This is a genomic window from Spirosoma oryzicola, assembly GCF_021233055.1.
Classification (GTDB): Bacteria; Bacteroidota; Bacteroidia; order Cytophagales; family Spirosomataceae; genus Spirosoma; species Spirosoma oryzicola.
The window spans coordinates 47,225-64,208 of the sequence record NZ_CP089543.1 but is presented as its reverse complement, the minus strand read 5'-3'; the positions used below and the strand labels follow the sequence as shown (position 1 = coordinate 64,208).

At 49.0% G+C, this 16,984-nt stretch carries 12 protein-coding genes and 1 pseudogene; 6 read left to right on the top strand and 7 right to left on the bottom strand.

Annotated elements, in window-relative coordinates; genetic code table 11:
• Nucleotides 1-3 precede the first annotated feature (3 nt).
• A complete protein-coding gene (locus LQ777_RS28070; RefSeq protein WP_232563782.1) occupies nucleotides 4-1,056 on the bottom strand; it encodes a chemotaxis protein CheB in 1,053 nt (350 codons plus the stop codon).
• 838 nt (nucleotides 1,057-1,894) lie between these two features.
• On the opposite strand from LQ777_RS28070, the gene LQ777_RS28065 reads away from it, so the two are divergent.
• Entirely contained in the window at nucleotides 1,895-2,938 is a 1,044-nt protein-coding gene (locus tag LQ777_RS28065; protein WP_232563781.1) for a YrzE family protein, read from the top strand.
• Between the two features lie 213 nt (nucleotides 2,939-3,151).
• Nucleotides 3,152-4,255, top strand: a complete 1,104-nt coding sequence (gene tal / locus LQ777_RS28060) for a transaldolase (RefSeq protein ID WP_232563780.1) — start codon at nucleotides 3,152-3,154, stop codon at nucleotides 4,253-4,255.
• Nucleotides 4,256-4,484: 229 nt separating this feature from the next.
• Here the strand turns inward: tal and LQ777_RS28055 are convergent, their stop codons facing one another.
• The 6 genes from LQ777_RS28055 to LQ777_RS28030 all read right to left on the bottom strand — a co-directional run bounded on the left by LQ777_RS28055 (nucleotide 4,485) and on the right by LQ777_RS28030 (nucleotide 13,413).
• On the bottom strand, nucleotides 4,485-5,303 hold the full coding sequence (locus tag LQ777_RS28055; protein WP_232563779.1) for a hypothetical protein: 819 nt from the start codon (nucleotides 5,301-5,303) through the stop codon (nucleotides 4,485-4,487).
• Between the two features lie 97 nt (nucleotides 5,304-5,400).
• Nucleotides 5,401-6,036, bottom strand: coding sequence for an HXXEE domain-containing protein (locus LQ777_RS28050; protein WP_232563778.1), 636 nt, complete (start codon nucleotides 6,034-6,036; stop codon nucleotides 5,401-5,403).
• Between the two features lie 183 nt (nucleotides 6,037-6,219).
• Complete coding sequence (locus LQ777_RS28045) at nucleotides 6,220-7,416, bottom strand: hypothetical protein (protein ID WP_232563777.1); 1,197 nt, start codon at nucleotides 7,414-7,416, stop codon at nucleotides 6,220-6,222.
• A gap of 83 nt (nucleotides 7,417-7,499) precedes the next feature.
• Entirely contained in the window at nucleotides 7,500-8,792 is a 1,293-nt protein-coding gene (locus tag LQ777_RS28040) for a serine hydrolase domain-containing protein (protein ID WP_232563776.1), read from the bottom strand.
• 58 nt (nucleotides 8,793-8,850) lie between these two features.
• Nucleotides 8,851-10,068 carry a serine hydrolase domain-containing protein gene (locus tag LQ777_RS28035; RefSeq protein ID WP_232563775.1) on the bottom strand — a complete coding sequence of 406 codons (1,218 nt, stop codon included), beginning with the start codon at nucleotides 10,066-10,068 and terminating at the stop codon, nucleotides 8,851-8,853.
• Between the two features lie 201 nt (nucleotides 10,069-10,269).
• Complete coding sequence (locus LQ777_RS28030) at nucleotides 10,270-13,413, bottom strand: hybrid sensor histidine kinase/response regulator transcription factor (protein WP_232563774.1); 3,144 nt, start codon at nucleotides 13,411-13,413, stop codon at nucleotides 10,270-10,272.
• Nucleotides 13,414-14,120: 707 nt separating this feature from the next.
• Here LQ777_RS28030 and LQ777_RS28025 point away from each other — a divergent pair.
• The 4 genes and pseudogenes from LQ777_RS28025 to LQ777_RS28010 all read left to right on the top strand — a co-directional run.
• A complete protein-coding gene (locus LQ777_RS28025) occupies nucleotides 14,121-14,561 on the top strand; it encodes a cupin domain-containing protein (protein WP_232563773.1) in 441 nt (146 codons plus the stop codon).
• 147 nt (nucleotides 14,562-14,708) lie between these two features.
• Nucleotides 14,709-15,095: an ester cyclase gene (locus LQ777_RS28020; RefSeq protein ID WP_232563772.1), complete on the top strand. Its 387-nt coding sequence runs from the start codon at nucleotides 14,709-14,711 to the stop codon at nucleotides 15,093-15,095.
• Nucleotides 15,096-15,441: 346 nt separating this feature from the next.
• Nucleotides 15,442-15,819 (top strand): transposase, encoded by a 378-nt coding sequence (locus LQ777_RS28015; protein WP_232563771.1) that lies wholly within the window; start codon nucleotides 15,442-15,444, stop codon nucleotides 15,817-15,819.
• An 11-nt stretch (nucleotides 15,820-15,830) separates the two neighbouring features.
• Nucleotides 15,831-16,742, top strand: a pseudogene (locus LQ777_RS28010) (IS3 family transposase); the annotation flags it as partial.
• Between the last annotated feature and the right edge of the window lie 242 nt (nucleotides 16,743-16,984).

Sequence of the window (16,984 nt, the reverse complement as noted above, 5' to 3'; positions counted from 1 at the left end):
CATCTAATGTAAGTTGTTGAGGATTACATCGGTATCTGGATGCGTCAGCTTTTCGAGGCTCAATGGCTCGTGCGTACGAATAGCTTGTCGAATGTGTTCTCCTCGTAGGTAGGCCTCTTGTGCTTTCTGGAAATAAATAGCTGCCTGCCTGGGCTGATTTGTTTCGGCCAGCTGATCGCCCAATTGGTTAAGCAGAACAATACTTTCGTCCACTCCACGAAGGGCACCATAGAGGTTTTCCTCAATTTTTTCCGTTATAGTTGCCAGCAGTGTATCAGACGAGTAAGCGTGTCCGGTATGGCAACGAAAGCGGGATAGCGAACCTTCTCTGATTTGGGTTAGTACGCCATGACACTCCGGGCACGCATAGCGACTGGATTGACCGTGCTCCATTATGGTTAGGCCTTGTGCCGTCTCGTCAGCCGCAATACGAATCTCGGTTTTCGTTTTTTCATCTTCTTCCATAGAAATCTGTGGGAAATCGGAAACGTCCTGTCCAGCTAGTTGGACTAACTTGGCCGCTAATTCGGCTACGGGAAGAATGTAATCGACGGCTACCAGACGAATGGCATTTTCGGGCATTGCCGCTACGTGGGCTTCCTGGGGGTCTTGTACCAGGGCCAGGCCACCGTGATGTTTGATGGTCCAAAGGCCAGCACTACCGTCGTCGAGCGCGCCGGATAAGACTACGCCGATTACCCGATTGCCATACGCACATGCGGCTGAGCGAAAGAGCGGGTCAATGGCAGGTCGGAAACGGTTTTCTTTGGGGCCGTGTGTGATACGGATGGTACCATTTTCAACCAGCATATGATGGTCGGGGGGCGCTACATAAATGCGGTTGGTCTGAAGTGGCTCATGGTTGTAGGCATGCGCAATGGGAATGGTTGTGAATTTACTGAGTAGCTGGGGTAACACCCCACGAAGCGTGGGAGCCATATGCCAGACGATAAAGATGGCTGCGTCCAGATGGTCGGGTAAGCGGTCAATAAGCTGTTGAAATGCCTCAACGCCACCGGTCGATGCGCCAATGACAATAATGTTGCGTTTTGCCATGATGGAAAGGTTGTTAACCCGACTAGTGATAGCCGGGTATAGCGGATTACAATCCGTCCTTAATCCATGTGCCCGATCCGAAGGGATCTTCTATTCAGGAATATACCGAAACCGTATAGGACTGACAGCGTTCAACATCTATTAAACGGATAGATTTCTAAAAAAGTTAAATCCATAGTTTTCGGCTACTAGTTTACCGTTGTCTCCAGCTACCTGAGGAGGGTACAGTGGCTCCGGTACCATTTCCTTTTTATTCTATTTTTTATTTTACCTAAATCTGGCTGGTCCTGAACTAACCACTCAGTTAGGAGGCTAGTTCGCTGCAAGGCTTTACGAAAGGGCAATCCATCCATAAATAATAATGACCAGCGAGAGCAGGACGCAGACCAGCCTGGCCACATAGGGCTTGGTGGCGGAAACGGTTTGTTTAAGCATTTGTGCGAAGAAGAAAGCGAAGGCTAACGATCAGTCTGAACTCTTTCGAACGAGTGTAACCTAGTGTTTAGAGGAATGTTCAAGGCTGCTTTCTGAGCCTGGACCGTTCCCTGGAAACAAATACATGAAAAGGGTAGAGAATCCCTCAATTGAGACCACATTGGTGTAGTAAGGCCCCAAAGCGCCTGTTTAGATAAGCGTCATAAGGGTGTATGATAACCATCATAGATTGCCTTGCCCGAAAGAAATACCTTTGCTATTAATGAGCTTTACCTATAGGTTCAATAGGCTGACCATCTACCCATAGGGTTGAGATTATACGTTGCAGGCCGAGCCGAAATCATTAGGTCCGATCAGGTTGATCGTAAGGCTTTATTTTACTCGACAACTTTAATAAAACGTTATGGAACACACAATCCCCTATGAGGATCTCCCCAGGTTGGGACGAATGAATTTTCTGAGTCGGATCTCCTGGAGTGCCGTATTCGCCGGTGTCCTGGTCGCTATTGTCACCCAAATGCTTCTGACCTTACTGGGATTAGGTATAGGATTGGGGACAATTGATCCGATGGAAGAACAAAATCCAATGGCAGGATTAGGAATAGGCAGCGCCATCTGGTACATCATCAGCAGCCTGATTTCTTTATTTCTGGGTGGCTGGGTAGCCGGTCGACTGGCCAGTGCCCCCCGGCTGTTTGATGGAATCATTCATGGCGTGCTAACCTGGTGCCTGGTAACCCTTTTGACCATCTATTTTCTGACAACGACATTAGGCAGCCTTATTGGCGGAGCAGGCCGATTGGTCGGCGGCATCGTGAAAACAGCCGGATCGGCAGCTAGTGCAGCGGGCCCAGGATTGGGCAACATGGTGCAGGATCAGCTCAAAGCCAATGGAGTCGATACGGATAAGTTGGATTTAGGCAATTTGAAGAATGAGGTCACTACCCTGCTTCGCCAGACGAGCGACCCGAATCTGAATCCAGATGCCCTTGAACGGAAAACTGACCAGGCTGGTGATCAGACCCAAACGGCAGCCAGCCGAGCGGCTTCTAACCCACAGGAGTCCGATGCTATTGCTGGAAGTTTGTTTAGCCGGTTGTTTAAACAGGGGCAGTCAACCGTCAACAGCGTTGATCGGGAAGATGCCGTGAACGTCGTCATGAAGCGGACGGGTAAAAGCCGGGCTGAGTCGGAACAGACGGTTGATAACTGGATTAGCAGCTATAAACAGGCGGCCGTCAAATTTGAACAAACGAAGCAGGAAGCCAAAGTAAAGGCTCGTCAGGCAGGTGATGCCGCGGCTGCAGCCGGTTCGAAAGCGGCCATCTTCGGCTTCATCGGATTACTGATCGGTGTGGTAGCATCAGGATACGGAGCCAAAATGGGAACCGATTCTAAAGACGATTCCAACACGTACGACCGTTCCGTTCGGGAAGTAGTTCGCTAGATAACACAGTATGGGGTGTGTAAAGTGGTTTACTGGTAAGCCAGTGCGATTTTGTGCATAAGAAAAAAGGCTGAGCCATCGCCTGGCCTTTTTTCGGGCTTCCTGTCAGGAACTGCTCCTATCCTGACCGATCAGAACCCAAATTCTTGCGTCCTGATCGGTCAGGATTGAAGAGCGTATAGAGTTTTCGAAGCGTTAGTACTCAACAACTATATGAACCGAGTTAAACAAATTCATGAACTGGGCCAGAGCATTTGGCTCGATTTTATTGACCGTCAATTAATGAACACGGGCGCACTGCAAAGTCTGATTGATGAAGATGGGGTTCGGGGTTTAACCTCTAATCCGGCCATTTTCGAGAAAGCGATCAGCAGTAGTCAGGACTATGATAAGGACATCAAACGCCTGGCCGGGACGGATCATTCGAACGAAGCTATTTTTTACGAAGTCGCCGTAACCGACATTCAGCGGGCTGCAGACTTGTTTGCCCCCGTTTACGAAGACGAAATAAGTGGTGCCGATGGCTTCGTGAGTCTGGAAGTATCGCCCCATTTTGCCCTTGATGCGGAAAAAACCATCCAGCAGGCGCGGTCTTTATGGAAAGCTGTGGACCGGCCCAACGTGATGATTAAAATACCGGGAACACAACCCTGCTTACCCGCCATTCGGCAGGCGATAAGCGAAGGGATCAATATCAATGTAACGCTGCTGTTTGGCCTGGACCGCTATATGGACGTTGCGGAAGCCTACATCGCTGGTTTGGAAGATCGCTTACAGGCGGGTCAACCCATTGATCAGTTAGCCTCTGTAGCCAGTTTCTTCATCAGCCGCATTGACACCCTGGTTGATCCCATGCTGAAGGAACGGAATTTGTCTGAATTGAAGGGGGAAGTCGCCATCGCACTAGCCAAACAAGCCTATACCAGTTACGTTCAGGTATTCGCCAGCGAACGGTTCAAAAAATTAGCCGATGCCGGGGCGGTACCGCAACGGTTGCTCTGGGCCAGTACAGGTACCAAAGATCCCGCCTTTTCCGATGTAAAATACGTAGAAACCCTGATTGGTCCTAAAACGGTCAATACCGTGCCCATGGATACCCTGAATGCGTTTCGGGATCATGGTCAGGCAACCCTCCGGTTGACAGATCATGACGAAGATGCCAAACGGGTGCTGGAGCAGGTTCAACAAGTAGGAATCGACTTGAGTGCGATAGCCCAGCAATTAGAAGAGGAGGGTATTCAGAAATTTAATGAGCCCTATAACAAGTTAATCCGAGCCATTGACCAGCAGCGAAGCGCAGTGACTGTCTTACACTAAAATCGCTCGATAGTGCTTGCACTATCGGATGTCTTGTCCTAATTGGAATCGGAGGTTTAACTGAAGGGAGGTAGCCTGTTTTATAAAATAAGCTACCTCCCTTCAGTCAAACCTCCATCAGCTCGGAGTGAGTGATGCTAAACCTATTTTAAGACAAGATAACCCTACGCCACTATAGTAAATGTTCATGAGTGACTACCCAACTTGTGTACTTTTATGCATTAAGCACTTAAGAGAGTGTAGCTTGTGGCTCATTGTGCAGTCTCACTTGCATTTCTTGCATCCACCTACAACTTGGCCAAAGTAGCCAGATCAGACCAGGAATAGATACAAACGAGGTAATCTTTAGAAAACAAGTTATTTCACCGCTTGCCAATGGATCATCCACATAGAAGACTCCCAAGATGCCTCCAAACCAGCCCATCAGTAGGACAACACTAACGACCATGATCCCGGCTTGCTGGGCTTTGCATTCAATCCGTAGGGTACGATACAGCTCCGGCAGGGTTCGGGTAAAGAATCGCCCTATTAAATATGCCACCCAATACCCTCCCAGCACGAACACCCACCAGGGAGAGATGTGCCATCCCCGGACTATGTTTCCGATATCACCTCCAGGGGAAAACGTGCGAATAGGAACGTAATCATACAAATTACCCAAGTTCATCAGCTGGAACCAGAAGATAAAGTAGTATCCATAAGGGTGCCGTTTTACCCTTGAGTTGTCCAGTAGAAAGCTTCCTAGCAAAAACATCAATACCGTTCCAAGATCCGGACCTGCAAACGCACACAAGCCTGCCTGAAAGTCAAGCCCTTGATCAAACATCCGGTTATAGTCTACATTTTCATCAATATTCCAGAGCAGCAACAGGTTTTTCCAACTGGTTCCGCCATAGTCTAGGGCGAATGGGTTTTCCTTTTCACCCAATAACCAGGCCGTGATGGAATGAGCATACTCGTGGGGAAACACCGCTAGGTAATGGCTTAACCAGATAAAGACGGGCGTTACGATGATAAGAATGAAGGGTGTAATCGTTTGCCTGGTCATAATTATGATACGAGTTTAGGTTACCAGGTACAAGCCTTGTTCGACTTGCCTTTCTGGCTAAGCACCTATTGTTCGGAAAGCTAGTGAGTGCATCCAATCAAAGCGGTTTTCGATCTTCTGGTAGTAGGCAGCGTTGAGGAAAAATATAGTTTGTGTTTGGGTCTTTAAGCCAATCAATGAGTTTGACGATTCCAACCACATTTAATAAGATGCCTGCCGGGACGCCGATCAGGTAATCGGTACAAGTGACCAAATGATGCTGGCTAATCAGCATGAAAAAGTAATAACTGATGGGTCCAAACAGCAACCAACTTGTGGCCATACCCGCATTGTAAAACGTTCGGCCTTTTACATTAAAGACAAAGGCATGGGCTACGGTATTACCTAATGATACTAAGATGGTGGCTATACCTAACCAGATCGCTCTCTCAGCCAACCAAGCGGCTAAGAAGTACGACACCCACCCGACTAGCGCATTTACATACAGCGAAGTATTTGTATTCAAGGGATAGCGATCCGGCATTGCACTCTGGTACATGACTTTATTGACCATGCCCGGAAACGTGCCCACCAGCCGATACTCCTCCACTTGATGGGCAAACAGACTCAGCAAACTAACCCACATAATGAGTTGGTATGTCGTTAGGTGGTCCAACTCTTTGTAGACCCAAAGGCTAACAACTAGGCCAACACCAGCGCCTACATCGAACCAATGCTTTCGTAAGAAATCCATGCCTGTTGTCTCCACTTCGTTTGTCGTTGTTCCTCTAAAGGGCTGCCTATCGAGATATAAATCACACCAGTTTATCCATTCTGTTAAAATCAAACTTAATCTCTTGTAACCTGAGACTTTTTTGAAAGGACTCGAAGCGTCGGTACGGTGAACGTAACGGCGCTTCGGCTTCTCTGGTTGTTGTCATTTTTTAACTAACATTGGAAATTCTCCCCCGGTGAACTCATAGTTATCCGCGTCTGGATCAAACCCGTAGCTAGGGCTATCCTCCGGACTTGACCCAAAACCCAGATCTGCTCTCAACTCGTAGTAGGGCGAAAAATCAGGCCTCTCTCGATGAAACTGTTTAAATACGTGGTCGCGATAAAACAAAGCATCAGAGCGTACTTCATGGTGCGGATAGTCGTCCTTAAATAATTCATGGACCGCCCCTTCCGGTAACTCACGACCATCAAAGGTGAAATACCAATAATGAAACGCAAAAAAAGGCCCCGCATGAATCACGTTTATTTGCCTGCCCCGTACGTAAGCTGCCCGGTATTTCTGGTAAAGATCCCTAAAGGCCAGTTCACTAGGAGCGGGATTGCCGTAAAGCGCATAGGTAATCTCTTCCCAATTCCGGTTCAACTTGCCACATTTTACCATGATCATATTCCAATAGTACTTCCTGAAGCGGTCGTAGGCAGCCTTCTGCATCGCTACGTATTCAGTACCATGTCCTTCTTTGGTCGGGAATGTTTTATGGGCCAGATCGGTGAGGTTATATTTTTGGCCATTAAACTCAACATCCCCTTCTTTAAACGCTTCCCGCAAATTGCTGTAGTTATCGGTTGGGTCCGCTAGCACGATTAGCTTTTGCGTAATGGCCATTTGCATGGCGTTGTGGCCAAGTGTAAAGGTGGCAATTGTTCCACTTAAACCATCCGGTTTATGAGCCGATGATTCTATTAACTTTATGAAATCCGTTATAATGCCAAACACCGGCCCGGCCAATGGGAATTTTATTCCCACCTCCTGTAAAAGCCCGATTCCTATTTTGGTAAAGGCGTTGCTGAGAAAGTCTTTCCAGTCCGAGGGACCTTTATCGCCTGATTGTAAAAGTTCAAACACGCCGGTTTCATAGCCAAGGCAATAGGGATACAATGCTGTTATCCAGGCCTCCATATTTTGTAAATTCTGGGCCGCCTGACCATACAGATCAAAATCTGCTATGGGCATTGTTGGTGCTGGTGTGGCTCCCAGGCCTCCTGGTTCTGGAATCATGTGATCGGCACAGCCGGTCAGGAACCAAGGGAGTACAACGGCACCGGTAGCCCCAATGGCGGCATTGCGTAGCCAGTTTCTCCGGCTTAATTGGTTGAGTGTGTTTTGGGATTGCATGGCATTTTTTGGTTTAAATGGGGTAGGAAACAAAAAATGAGTTGATACGAGTTTCTGTTAATTAAGCTCTGCTAATGAATCGGTTATGGTTTACCGGAGTACCCCAAGGCGGATCGGGCAGCAAAAGTCGCGTCGTAAAGGGCATTGATGCATTTGCCAAATGAAATCTCACCGTCTTTTCCTTCAGTTAAATCCCATAAGGGTAGGTACGCGACCACCGATACATCCGTTAGCGGATCATACGCAATCACGGCGATGTTACCAATGCGTGCCCCATTTTTTCCGTATCCCAGATTGAGCCGGAAGGTTCCGCCCAAATCATCCAGCTGCATGCGCTTCACCGTTTCGAGCGTCAACACATTCTGGCCTTTCATCAGGGTGCGGATGTAGGTATGCAAGTCTGCCATGGTCCCGTAGCCATTCCCTTCGCCTACCTGCGCACTCATGTTGTAATCGGCGTATCGCTTTTGAACGTTGCCCGGCAGCCATTCAAGCCCTTCGATCCGGGGTATTGGCAAGACCGTATCATCGGCCCGGTCAGGAAAATGTAGGCTAGCGAGCGGCACCGTGGCCGTCGCCCCCACGATATAGTCGCGCATGTAATCCTGATACGTTTTAGTGCTACCGCTTCTGACCGAATACACCCGTGCGATAATCTTGCCTAGTATAGAATAACCCGTGTTACTGTAATGATAGGCAGTGCCGGGGAGGTCGTAGAAAAGTTTATGAACGATGAGTTGATGCACCATTTCCTCGGTGGTGAACTGATGGGTCGGATCAGCCAGTTGGATATACTCGGTGTAGGAGTGCCCGTTAAAACCTGGCACCGAATCATTATCCACATCAAAAACGCCCGCCCGGTGTTGCAGCAGTTGCTCGATGGTGATCTGATTTTTGTAGGGAAAGCCCCATTCCGGCGTGTTGGGTACGTAAGGCGTTTGTGTGCCCGGAATCAGGTCGGTGATTTTCGCTTTATAATCGATCCATCCGGCTTCGTGCATATTCAGCAGGGCGGTAGCCGTAAAGTGCTTGGTGATGCTGGCAAAGCGGAAGTTGTCCGTTTCGCGAACGGGGGGCTGACCGCCGGGGACTGACGAGGCAAACACCCTACGGGTGGGGGTCTGAATCAGCACATTCAGTGAAGGCACCGGGTGACGCAGGCTGTCTTCCAGGGCCAAGCGGACGTCATCGACGGCTTGCTGCACGGTTGGTTGAGCGCCCGTTAGGGGACGATGATCGAGCACCGATGAGCAGCTAATGAGTCCTGGCGTAAGCAGTCCTAATAGGCAATACCGTTTTAGGAGCTGACTACGGTTGGCGATGATGAAGGGCCACGGCTGAGTAATCCGACTAAGTTGATGAGTAAAGGCTTTCACAGTAAAATTGAAATAGGATGTACAAGGAATCATGCCACAGAGGACCAGCGCTCCGGCTCTACCGATTGATGAGCTGGCTGGCCGCCAGGGCCGTTTTCTGCATACCAAAAGCCAGCGTCAAAAAATCCGCTCTGGATGATTCTGGCGTGGTGTTAACTTTGAAAATGGTAGCCACGGCCAGTACGGTCGTTTTGGTGGCCGGGTTGTAGCGCAACGTAGAGATGTAGCTGAGATGGGCTCCATCATGCCCAAAGCCAATACCCTCGTTATACGTAAGGCCTAATCCGTACACCCCGTGATCGGCATCCGCCACGTGCATTTCTTTCATTTTAGCTATATTCTCCAGCGAAATACCCGCCTGACCGGTCAGTAGCTTTTCGATCCAGGTTGAGATGTCGGTTGGCGTGGAAACCACATTGCCATCGGAGACCAGGACCGACATGTTATCGTCGGAAGTTTCCTGGACCGGTTGGCCAGGTACATAGAGATACGATTTAAGAAAGGGCTCTTTCATGCGCGTATCGGTTCCCAGATAAACACTATACGTGTTGGTGAGGCCTAAGGGTTGAAAGAAGGTCTTGGTGATGTACTCACTATAGGACATCTTCGCGATCTGCTCCACAATTTTGGCCATTAGATGGTAGCCGGTGTTGGAGTAGTGAAACTCGGCACCCGGCACCGAACTGGACAGCTTGTTGCGGGCAGCCACCCCGATCATTTCCTCCAGGGTAAAGGTATGGGTCGGCTGGTTGAGGTCTTCCATCACGTACGTGAAGTAGCGCTTACCGGCATAGGGTTGATTGACGGTTGTGGGAATATCCTGATTGGTTACGTCAAACACCCCGCCCCGATGCTGGAGCAATTGCCGGATGGTAATCTGGTTTTTATAAGGGACATCAAAGGCTGGCGAATCGGGCAGATACGTCGAGATCGGCACATCAAGTGAAATAAGCCCTTCCTGATACAGGCGCATGATGGAGGCTGCCGTGAAGGTTTTGGTAATACTGGCGATGCGAAAATGGGAATTCTCCTGCACGGCGGGGGCAATGTTGCTGGAAACCAGATAAGACCCCAAGGGATTGGCCACCCGGATTAAGACACCCCCCTTGTCGACGCCCCATTCCGCATTCATCTGCCGGTAAACGCTATCGGCGAGTTGTTGTAGTTTCGCCTGAGTAGTAGTCGGTGCCAGATGGTCCTGAACAGTACAGGTTTGTAGCGTGAGGCCAGCCAGGGAAAAGACCAACAAGCGACAAATAAGCGTAGTGAAATTCATAGTACGCATCAGTAAATAAGACTTAAAAAGGAGAGAAATAAGCGGGCAGTATATCGTCTGTACGACGTTTCTGCGGGAGCCGCATACGGACCCATATACGTTTACAAACGTACCGCCGAGCCGACAGACCGGGGTAGACTGTTGTTTCGAAGAGGTGGATTCTCGTTCTGAAGAGGTGGATTTTCGTTCTAAAAAGGTGGACTATTGTTCAGCCCGGGCCGATTGGCGGTACGTAGTGGGTGACTGACCGTACTTTTCCTGAAAAACACGGCTAAAGTACTTCGGGTCATTGAAGCCAACGGCGTAAGCTACCTCGGCAATGGTCAGGCTACTGGTCGTCAGCAATGCCTGTGCCTTAGTGAGCCGAAGCAGTCGGACATACAGGGAAATGGGCATTCCCGTCAGGGCGGTCAATTTCAAGTGGAGCGTCGTCCGGCTCATGCCCATCAACTGACAGATCTGGTCGATGGACAGGTCAGGATTCTCCAGTTGCTCCTCAATGCCCGCCCGCAGTTTTTGAAGAAATTGGTCTTCGAGCGGCTCACTCGCTAAGTCGCCTGGTGAGCCGCTCGGGGAAATCCCAAGGGCCAGCTGTTTGTAGTAGTGCTGCAGGGTACGCCGGGATTGGAGCAGGTTTGCCAGTACCACCAAGAGTTCCTGCCGCTGAAACGGCTTCACCAAATAGGCATCCGCTCCGTACTGCAGGCCCGTAATGCGGTCGCCCGTAGCGGCCCGGGCCGTGAGCAGCACAATGGGGATGTGGCTGGTCCGTTCTTCCTGCTTCAGGGTGCGGCACAGGGTAAACCCGTCTTTCAGCGGCATCATTACATCGCTTAGAATCAGATCCGGCGTTTCGGACAGGGCCCTGTCAATACCTGTCTGTCCGTTCTCCGCCCGCATGACGTCGTAAGTAGTACCAACGCAGTGGCGAATGTAGCTCACTACATCATCACTGTCTTCCACCAGCAGTAGTCTCGGTCGGTCTGGGGTGATCACCTGCTCCGGCTCTATCGGCTTAATGAGTTGGCCTTGGTTCATCTCAGCCGGTGAATAAGGGAGGGCTGCTTCGGTCGGCGTTGCCTGTCTGAGTAGGGGCAGGCTGACAAGAAACTCGGTTCCCTGGCCCGGCTCACTGAGAACGGAAAGTCCGCCCTGCATCAGCATCACCAGCTCCCGAACCAGCGCTAGGCCGATGCCGGTACTGCCGTAGCCATCGGGCTGATTATCCAACTGGTAAAAGCGGTCAAAAATGCGGGGTAAGCTAGATGGATCAACACCGGGACCGGTATCACTGATGCTAATATGCACCCAAGGCTTGTTTTGTCCGGCCGGGGGCACTACCTCCTCATGGTATCCCCGAGACCCGAACGATTGCCAGCCATCACTCTTGGTCAACTGCACCCGGACACGCCCCCCGGCTGGTGTAAACTTTAGGGCATTCGCGAGCAGGTTGACCAGGATGTCCTGAAGTTTATCCTGATCAACGTCCACTTCACAGCTCTCTTCTTGCGTAAGAAAATGCAGCTGAATCTGATTCGCGCTGGCCAGCGAATGGAATGACTCACATACGTACCGGGTAAAGGCAACCAAATTAACCCGGACAGGATGCAGATTCATTTGGCCAGCTCCAATTTTGGCCAGATCCAGAATTTGATTGATGAGCTTGAGCAGCCGTGTCCCATTGCGTTCGATCATACTACCGGCCTGTTGTACCCACTGCGGGTCCATCTGATCATAGCTTTTCAGTTCGGTCGCCATGCCTAGGATAACCGTGAGCGGAGTGCGAAATTCGTGGGAGATATTGGCAAAAAAATGGGTTTTAAGTTCATCCAACTGGCGCAGGGCAGCCGCGTCTTGCTGTTCACGTTCCAGTTGTTGCCGCAGTTGCCGCCGACGCACCCGCGTCCGGATTATGTAGTAACTTAACCCGCCGACCAGGGAGAGGATGAGTAACCGAAAAGGATTAGTTTTCCAGAACGGCGGGACCACGACTACCGGCAGCGTCAGGATATCTGAACTCCAGCTACCGTTGCTTAGCGTTCGGTTGACAAGCAATGTATACTGGTCTGCCGGTAACTGATAGCTGGCAGCTCCTTCGGCATTCTCGGTGACTCGCCACGATTTTTCGTAGCCGTCCATTCGCCAGCGGTTGTAAATCGGCTGGCGAGTAGCTAATGGAGCGAAGATGATGTTAAATCGGTCGTTTTCGGCCAGGGTGAGGGTAGGGCGGCCCAGGGAATCATACCGTAAGTTGCGGGTAGCTGACGCATTATTTTCCAACCGGATTCCGTTGATGTCCACACTCAGAATAATCAACGAAGCGTCTATCGGCGCCTTCCGTAGATCATACTCGTAGAGCTTCCCGTTCGCGCTGACCCATAGTCGGTTGGCAGGACTTACGTACACGCTTTCAACATATTCAGTAGGCTCGGCCAGCACCACCCGCCGAATAGAATCAGTAGTAGTGTAACAAAACGTGCCGGTTCCCACCGTAAAATACAGATTATCCTGCTGATCGGGGATCATTTCAGGCGCATGCGCATGATTCAGCAGGTTGGTTGATCGTACGGCACTCAACCGCAGTCGCTGAACCGTGTTGGTGGTGGGCTTAAACAGGTTTACCTCATTGGTCATTCCTATCAGGATATGGCCATTTTTTTGGGCGTATACACCGTGTGTCGAATCGGTGCTCAGCGAGTTTTTATCCTGCGGGTTTGATCGCAGGTTGCGGAGCCGTGCCGTTAGCGGATTATAGATGAACAACCCGGATGCGGTGGTGGTAAAATATAGGATGCCCTGCCTGTCCTGGGTGATTCCCCGCACATCCAGCTGCTGATCAACCACGTGGGTAATGGCGCCCGTTTGGGGGTTATATTTCAGCAGCCCATGATGTCTCAATCCAATCCAGAGATTGGCCTGATCGTCGGCAAACAGGTAATGGCTGCCGTACTTGACTAAATAATTCCGGACCAGTTTGCTCGTGTCGGGCACCCGAACGATGCACTGCCGGGCCACGTCAACGTAAGACAGGGAGGTGCCTGATTCCATTTTGAGCCACATTCGACCCTTGGAAACCGGCGTAATTTGGTAATAATAGTCTCCCTCTTTACGAACAGGATCATGAAACGATTGAAATTGCTGCCCATCGAAGCGGGCTACGCCATCTTCAGTAGCCAGCCACAGCCCACCCCGCCCATCCGCCTGCATCCCGTTTACGTTCAGGTTAACGCCGGCTATATTACTAAACTGGCGCACCAGGTGTGGTACGACCTGTTGACCATACCCTACGTTTAGGCTTGCCAGCGTTACTAAACAGACGAGCAGGACGTACTTGTAAGCCGACATAAATTAGTAAGCAGATTTAATCAACAATAGGTTTACCAGTAACTAGCGGGTACTGATAACTTGGTAAAGGTAACGGAATCAACCGAATCGCTTTTTGTCGAACTGCTGGTTATGGGATAAAGTAATTAATTGCCCTACCTCAGCGGCCATCGGGTCAACTACTTTTTTTGTGTCGGCCTGATTAATGAAGCGCTTTCGACACGACGGAATAAAGGTGTTTAGTAAAAAAACGACACGTTATTTTTACTCCTTTTTGTAGCTCATGGCATACTTGGGTTTGTAATCGATCCTGGGAAAAATCCTTGTGGATAGTTTAACTGGCCATAACCCTGAATTGTAGCTAAATACAATCCACTCGCTACTTACGTGACGGATTAAATTCGTCTACGTTGGCGGGCGATCACTGACTTAGCCGGTGGGTGGCCCAACTATAATGTAATAGGACAAATCGTCTACGCCGTGGTTTCGAGGACCCTACGTATTTTAGTCGGTTCTTTTCCTAAGAATACGGCGTTTACCCCGCTAAATTCCGTCTTTCGGTTCAATCCAAACAATAGTCCACCTTTTTGGAACAATTCTCCACCTGATTCTAGCGCTCTTCCTGTAGACTTGCAAAGCCGTGTTAAGCCCTTTTTTTGTTGGCGATCAATCGGAGGTGTGAGCGGTGTTTAACCAATAGCAAACTGGTCAATTAAAATTTTAGTGCTATGTTTCACTCCTTTAAGGAACAGATTACCATTGGCGGTTTACAGTTGAATTTCTTAGTGGATGGCCAGGATACCGAGGGTAGTCTGGTTATGTTTGAAATGCTTGTACCACCCAACGCTAAAGTACCAGCGCCGCACTTTCACGTAGAAGTCGATGAAACGCTTTACGTCTTGGAAGGAACGTTGACTATGCTGTACAATACAGAAACCCGCCAGCTAAATCCGGGTGATAGGTTATTTATTAAGCGTGGACTTAATCATGGATTTACCAATGAGCATACCCAAACGGTGCGCGTTCTTTGTGCATTGTCTCCGGCCAGCATCGGCCCGGCCTACTTTCGCCAACTGGCAGCCGTGATCAATGTCGGTGGCCCGCCTGATCGGCATCAGATATTGTCCATCATGAAGCAGTATGGTCTGGAGCCGATACAAGCTGACTGATCGATTCAGTTGATGGGATGTATATCCATTGATGTATAAAGAGCGATAAGCCATTTGGGTTACTCGATCCTGCTTGCCCTGTATTTTGACCTATCAGAAGCAACTAACAATTTTATTACCATGAGTCTGGAAGAAAATAAAATGTTTATGAATTCTTTTATTGAGGAAGTCATCAATCAGAAAAATTTGGCGGCAGCGGATCAGCTGGTAGCCGAAGATTTTATTGAACAGCTGCCCTTTCCTGGTCAGGGGCCTGGACGGGAAGGGTTGAAATTTGCCCTCAATTCCATGTTTATTGGCTTTCCCGACATGACCTGGACGGTAGATGAACAAATTGCCGAAGGAGAAACGGTGGTTACCCGGTTTACCTGGACGGGTACCCACCAGGGAGATTTTATGGGCATACCGGCAACCCAAAAACGAGTTGAGGTTTGGGGCATAGTGATCGATGTGATTAAAAACAACTTGTTTTCTGAAAGCCGGATTATTATGGATACGGTTGGCCTATTGAAACAAGTAGGCGTGATGGCCTAGTCTGCCGAAGCATAATCAACACTTGGCCAATTGACAGCTGACTGGGTATTGCCCTTATTCCAGTGGTTTTCTTAAAGGTAAATCCTTTAGAACATCTGGGTAGGGTATTGATCAACTAGATCAGCGGGGTAGGTCAAGTCTTTTCATAGAATGGCATTTTCTATCGACTTACTTAGATCAGCCTATGTACAGATTAAGCGGTTGACTTTTTTTGACCGCTGTCAAACACCAGCTTTCGCCATAGGTTGCAGTAGACACCGTACATATAGATTTAACTAAGACCTACTAGTTGTTTGAGTGTCTTATCCTGATATAGGTTGTCAATTTTCACCCAAAATTGACAACTATGCAAGACCACATCCGCGACCTGCTGAGTCGCTTTCAGTACAGTGAACAACTCCGAGAGACGGCCGTGTTCCGCATTCTCTTCGGCGGAGAAGAAGTAAGCCAGGTGATGGAAGATTTAGGCATTCATAGTGGCTATACGATTCGTAGCTGGGTGCAACTCTATCGTCAGAAGACGAAGACTGGCCTGCTAACTTTACCTGCCATGAAGCAAGCACAAAAGCGCGACATGGCCGCCTTAAAGCAGCGAAATGAAGAGTTGGAACAGACTCTACAGCAGGCCAATCTGTTAATCTTAGCACTTAACACGATGATTGAGACGGCTGAAAAAGAACTAAATGTGCCAATAAGAAAAAAGTCTGGCACCAAACGGTCTTAAACCTTCGTGAGAACGAGATAGCAAAGGTGAGCGTCGGAAGCCTTTGTCGACTGTTTGGTGTGAGCCGACAAGCATTTCATGCAAGAAAACAACGTGCTCAGCGATCGGTGAGCCATGCGATGTTAGTACTGGATCTGGTAACGGCCCTCAGACGAGATGTGCCTGGCCTGGGCACTCGGAAATTACATCTTTTGTTGGCAGAGCCATTAGCCAAAAGTGGCATCAAATTAGGTCGCGACAAGTTGCACAAGATCTTATACGATCATGCTATGGTTATCCGTCAGGGTCGACAGGTGCCCCAGACAACTGATTCTAATCATCGATTACATAGATACCCTAATCTACTCATTGATAGGGTAATAAATGCTCCCAAACAGGTTTGGGTTAGTGATATAACTTATTTGTATATTGGGTTAGGATTTGGCTACCTTTCGTTAATAACGGACGCTTATTCAAAGCTGATCGTGGGGTACTGCCTGCATCCATTCTTAACAGCAGAAGGTAGTTTAAAAGCTCTAGATATGGCCTTATCAACCCATTTGGAAAGGGAAGAAGAACTGATTCATCATTCAGACCGTGGCAGCCAATATTGTAGTTTTGACTACGTTCGCAAGTTAAAAGGGGCGAACATTTTAATCAGTATGACTCAGCAGGGCGACCCTTATGAAAACGCCATCGCCGAACGGGTGAATGGAATATTAAAAACGGATTTTCGGCTGAACCGAGTGTTCGTTACTTTTGAGGAGGCTGAAAAGGCGGTTGAAAAAAGTATCTACAACTACAATCACCTGCGCCCGCACATGAGCTGTGGTTACCTGACTCCGGTGATGGCTCATCAGAGTGAGCATCCGCTTAAAAAGCACTGGAAACCGAAGGTATATAAACGGTCAAAGGTTGTACGAGACCAGAGCCAATTTGGGTAAATCCATCTGTTTCATCTATTTTGACAACGCTATACTAGGATTACTATTGACCAAAAATTGCTGACTGAAAAACTGACAACTTATTTTCAGGATCAGACAACGGTCAACTTATTTCAGGACGATACAGTCCCATTCGAACTGGGACGTTTTTCTGAACGGTGGCTGGGTAGGGGGGAAGTAACCAAAAACAGTCTTTTTAGCGTTCAATAAATCCGTTCAATTTACTAGTTCAGTGTTTTTAG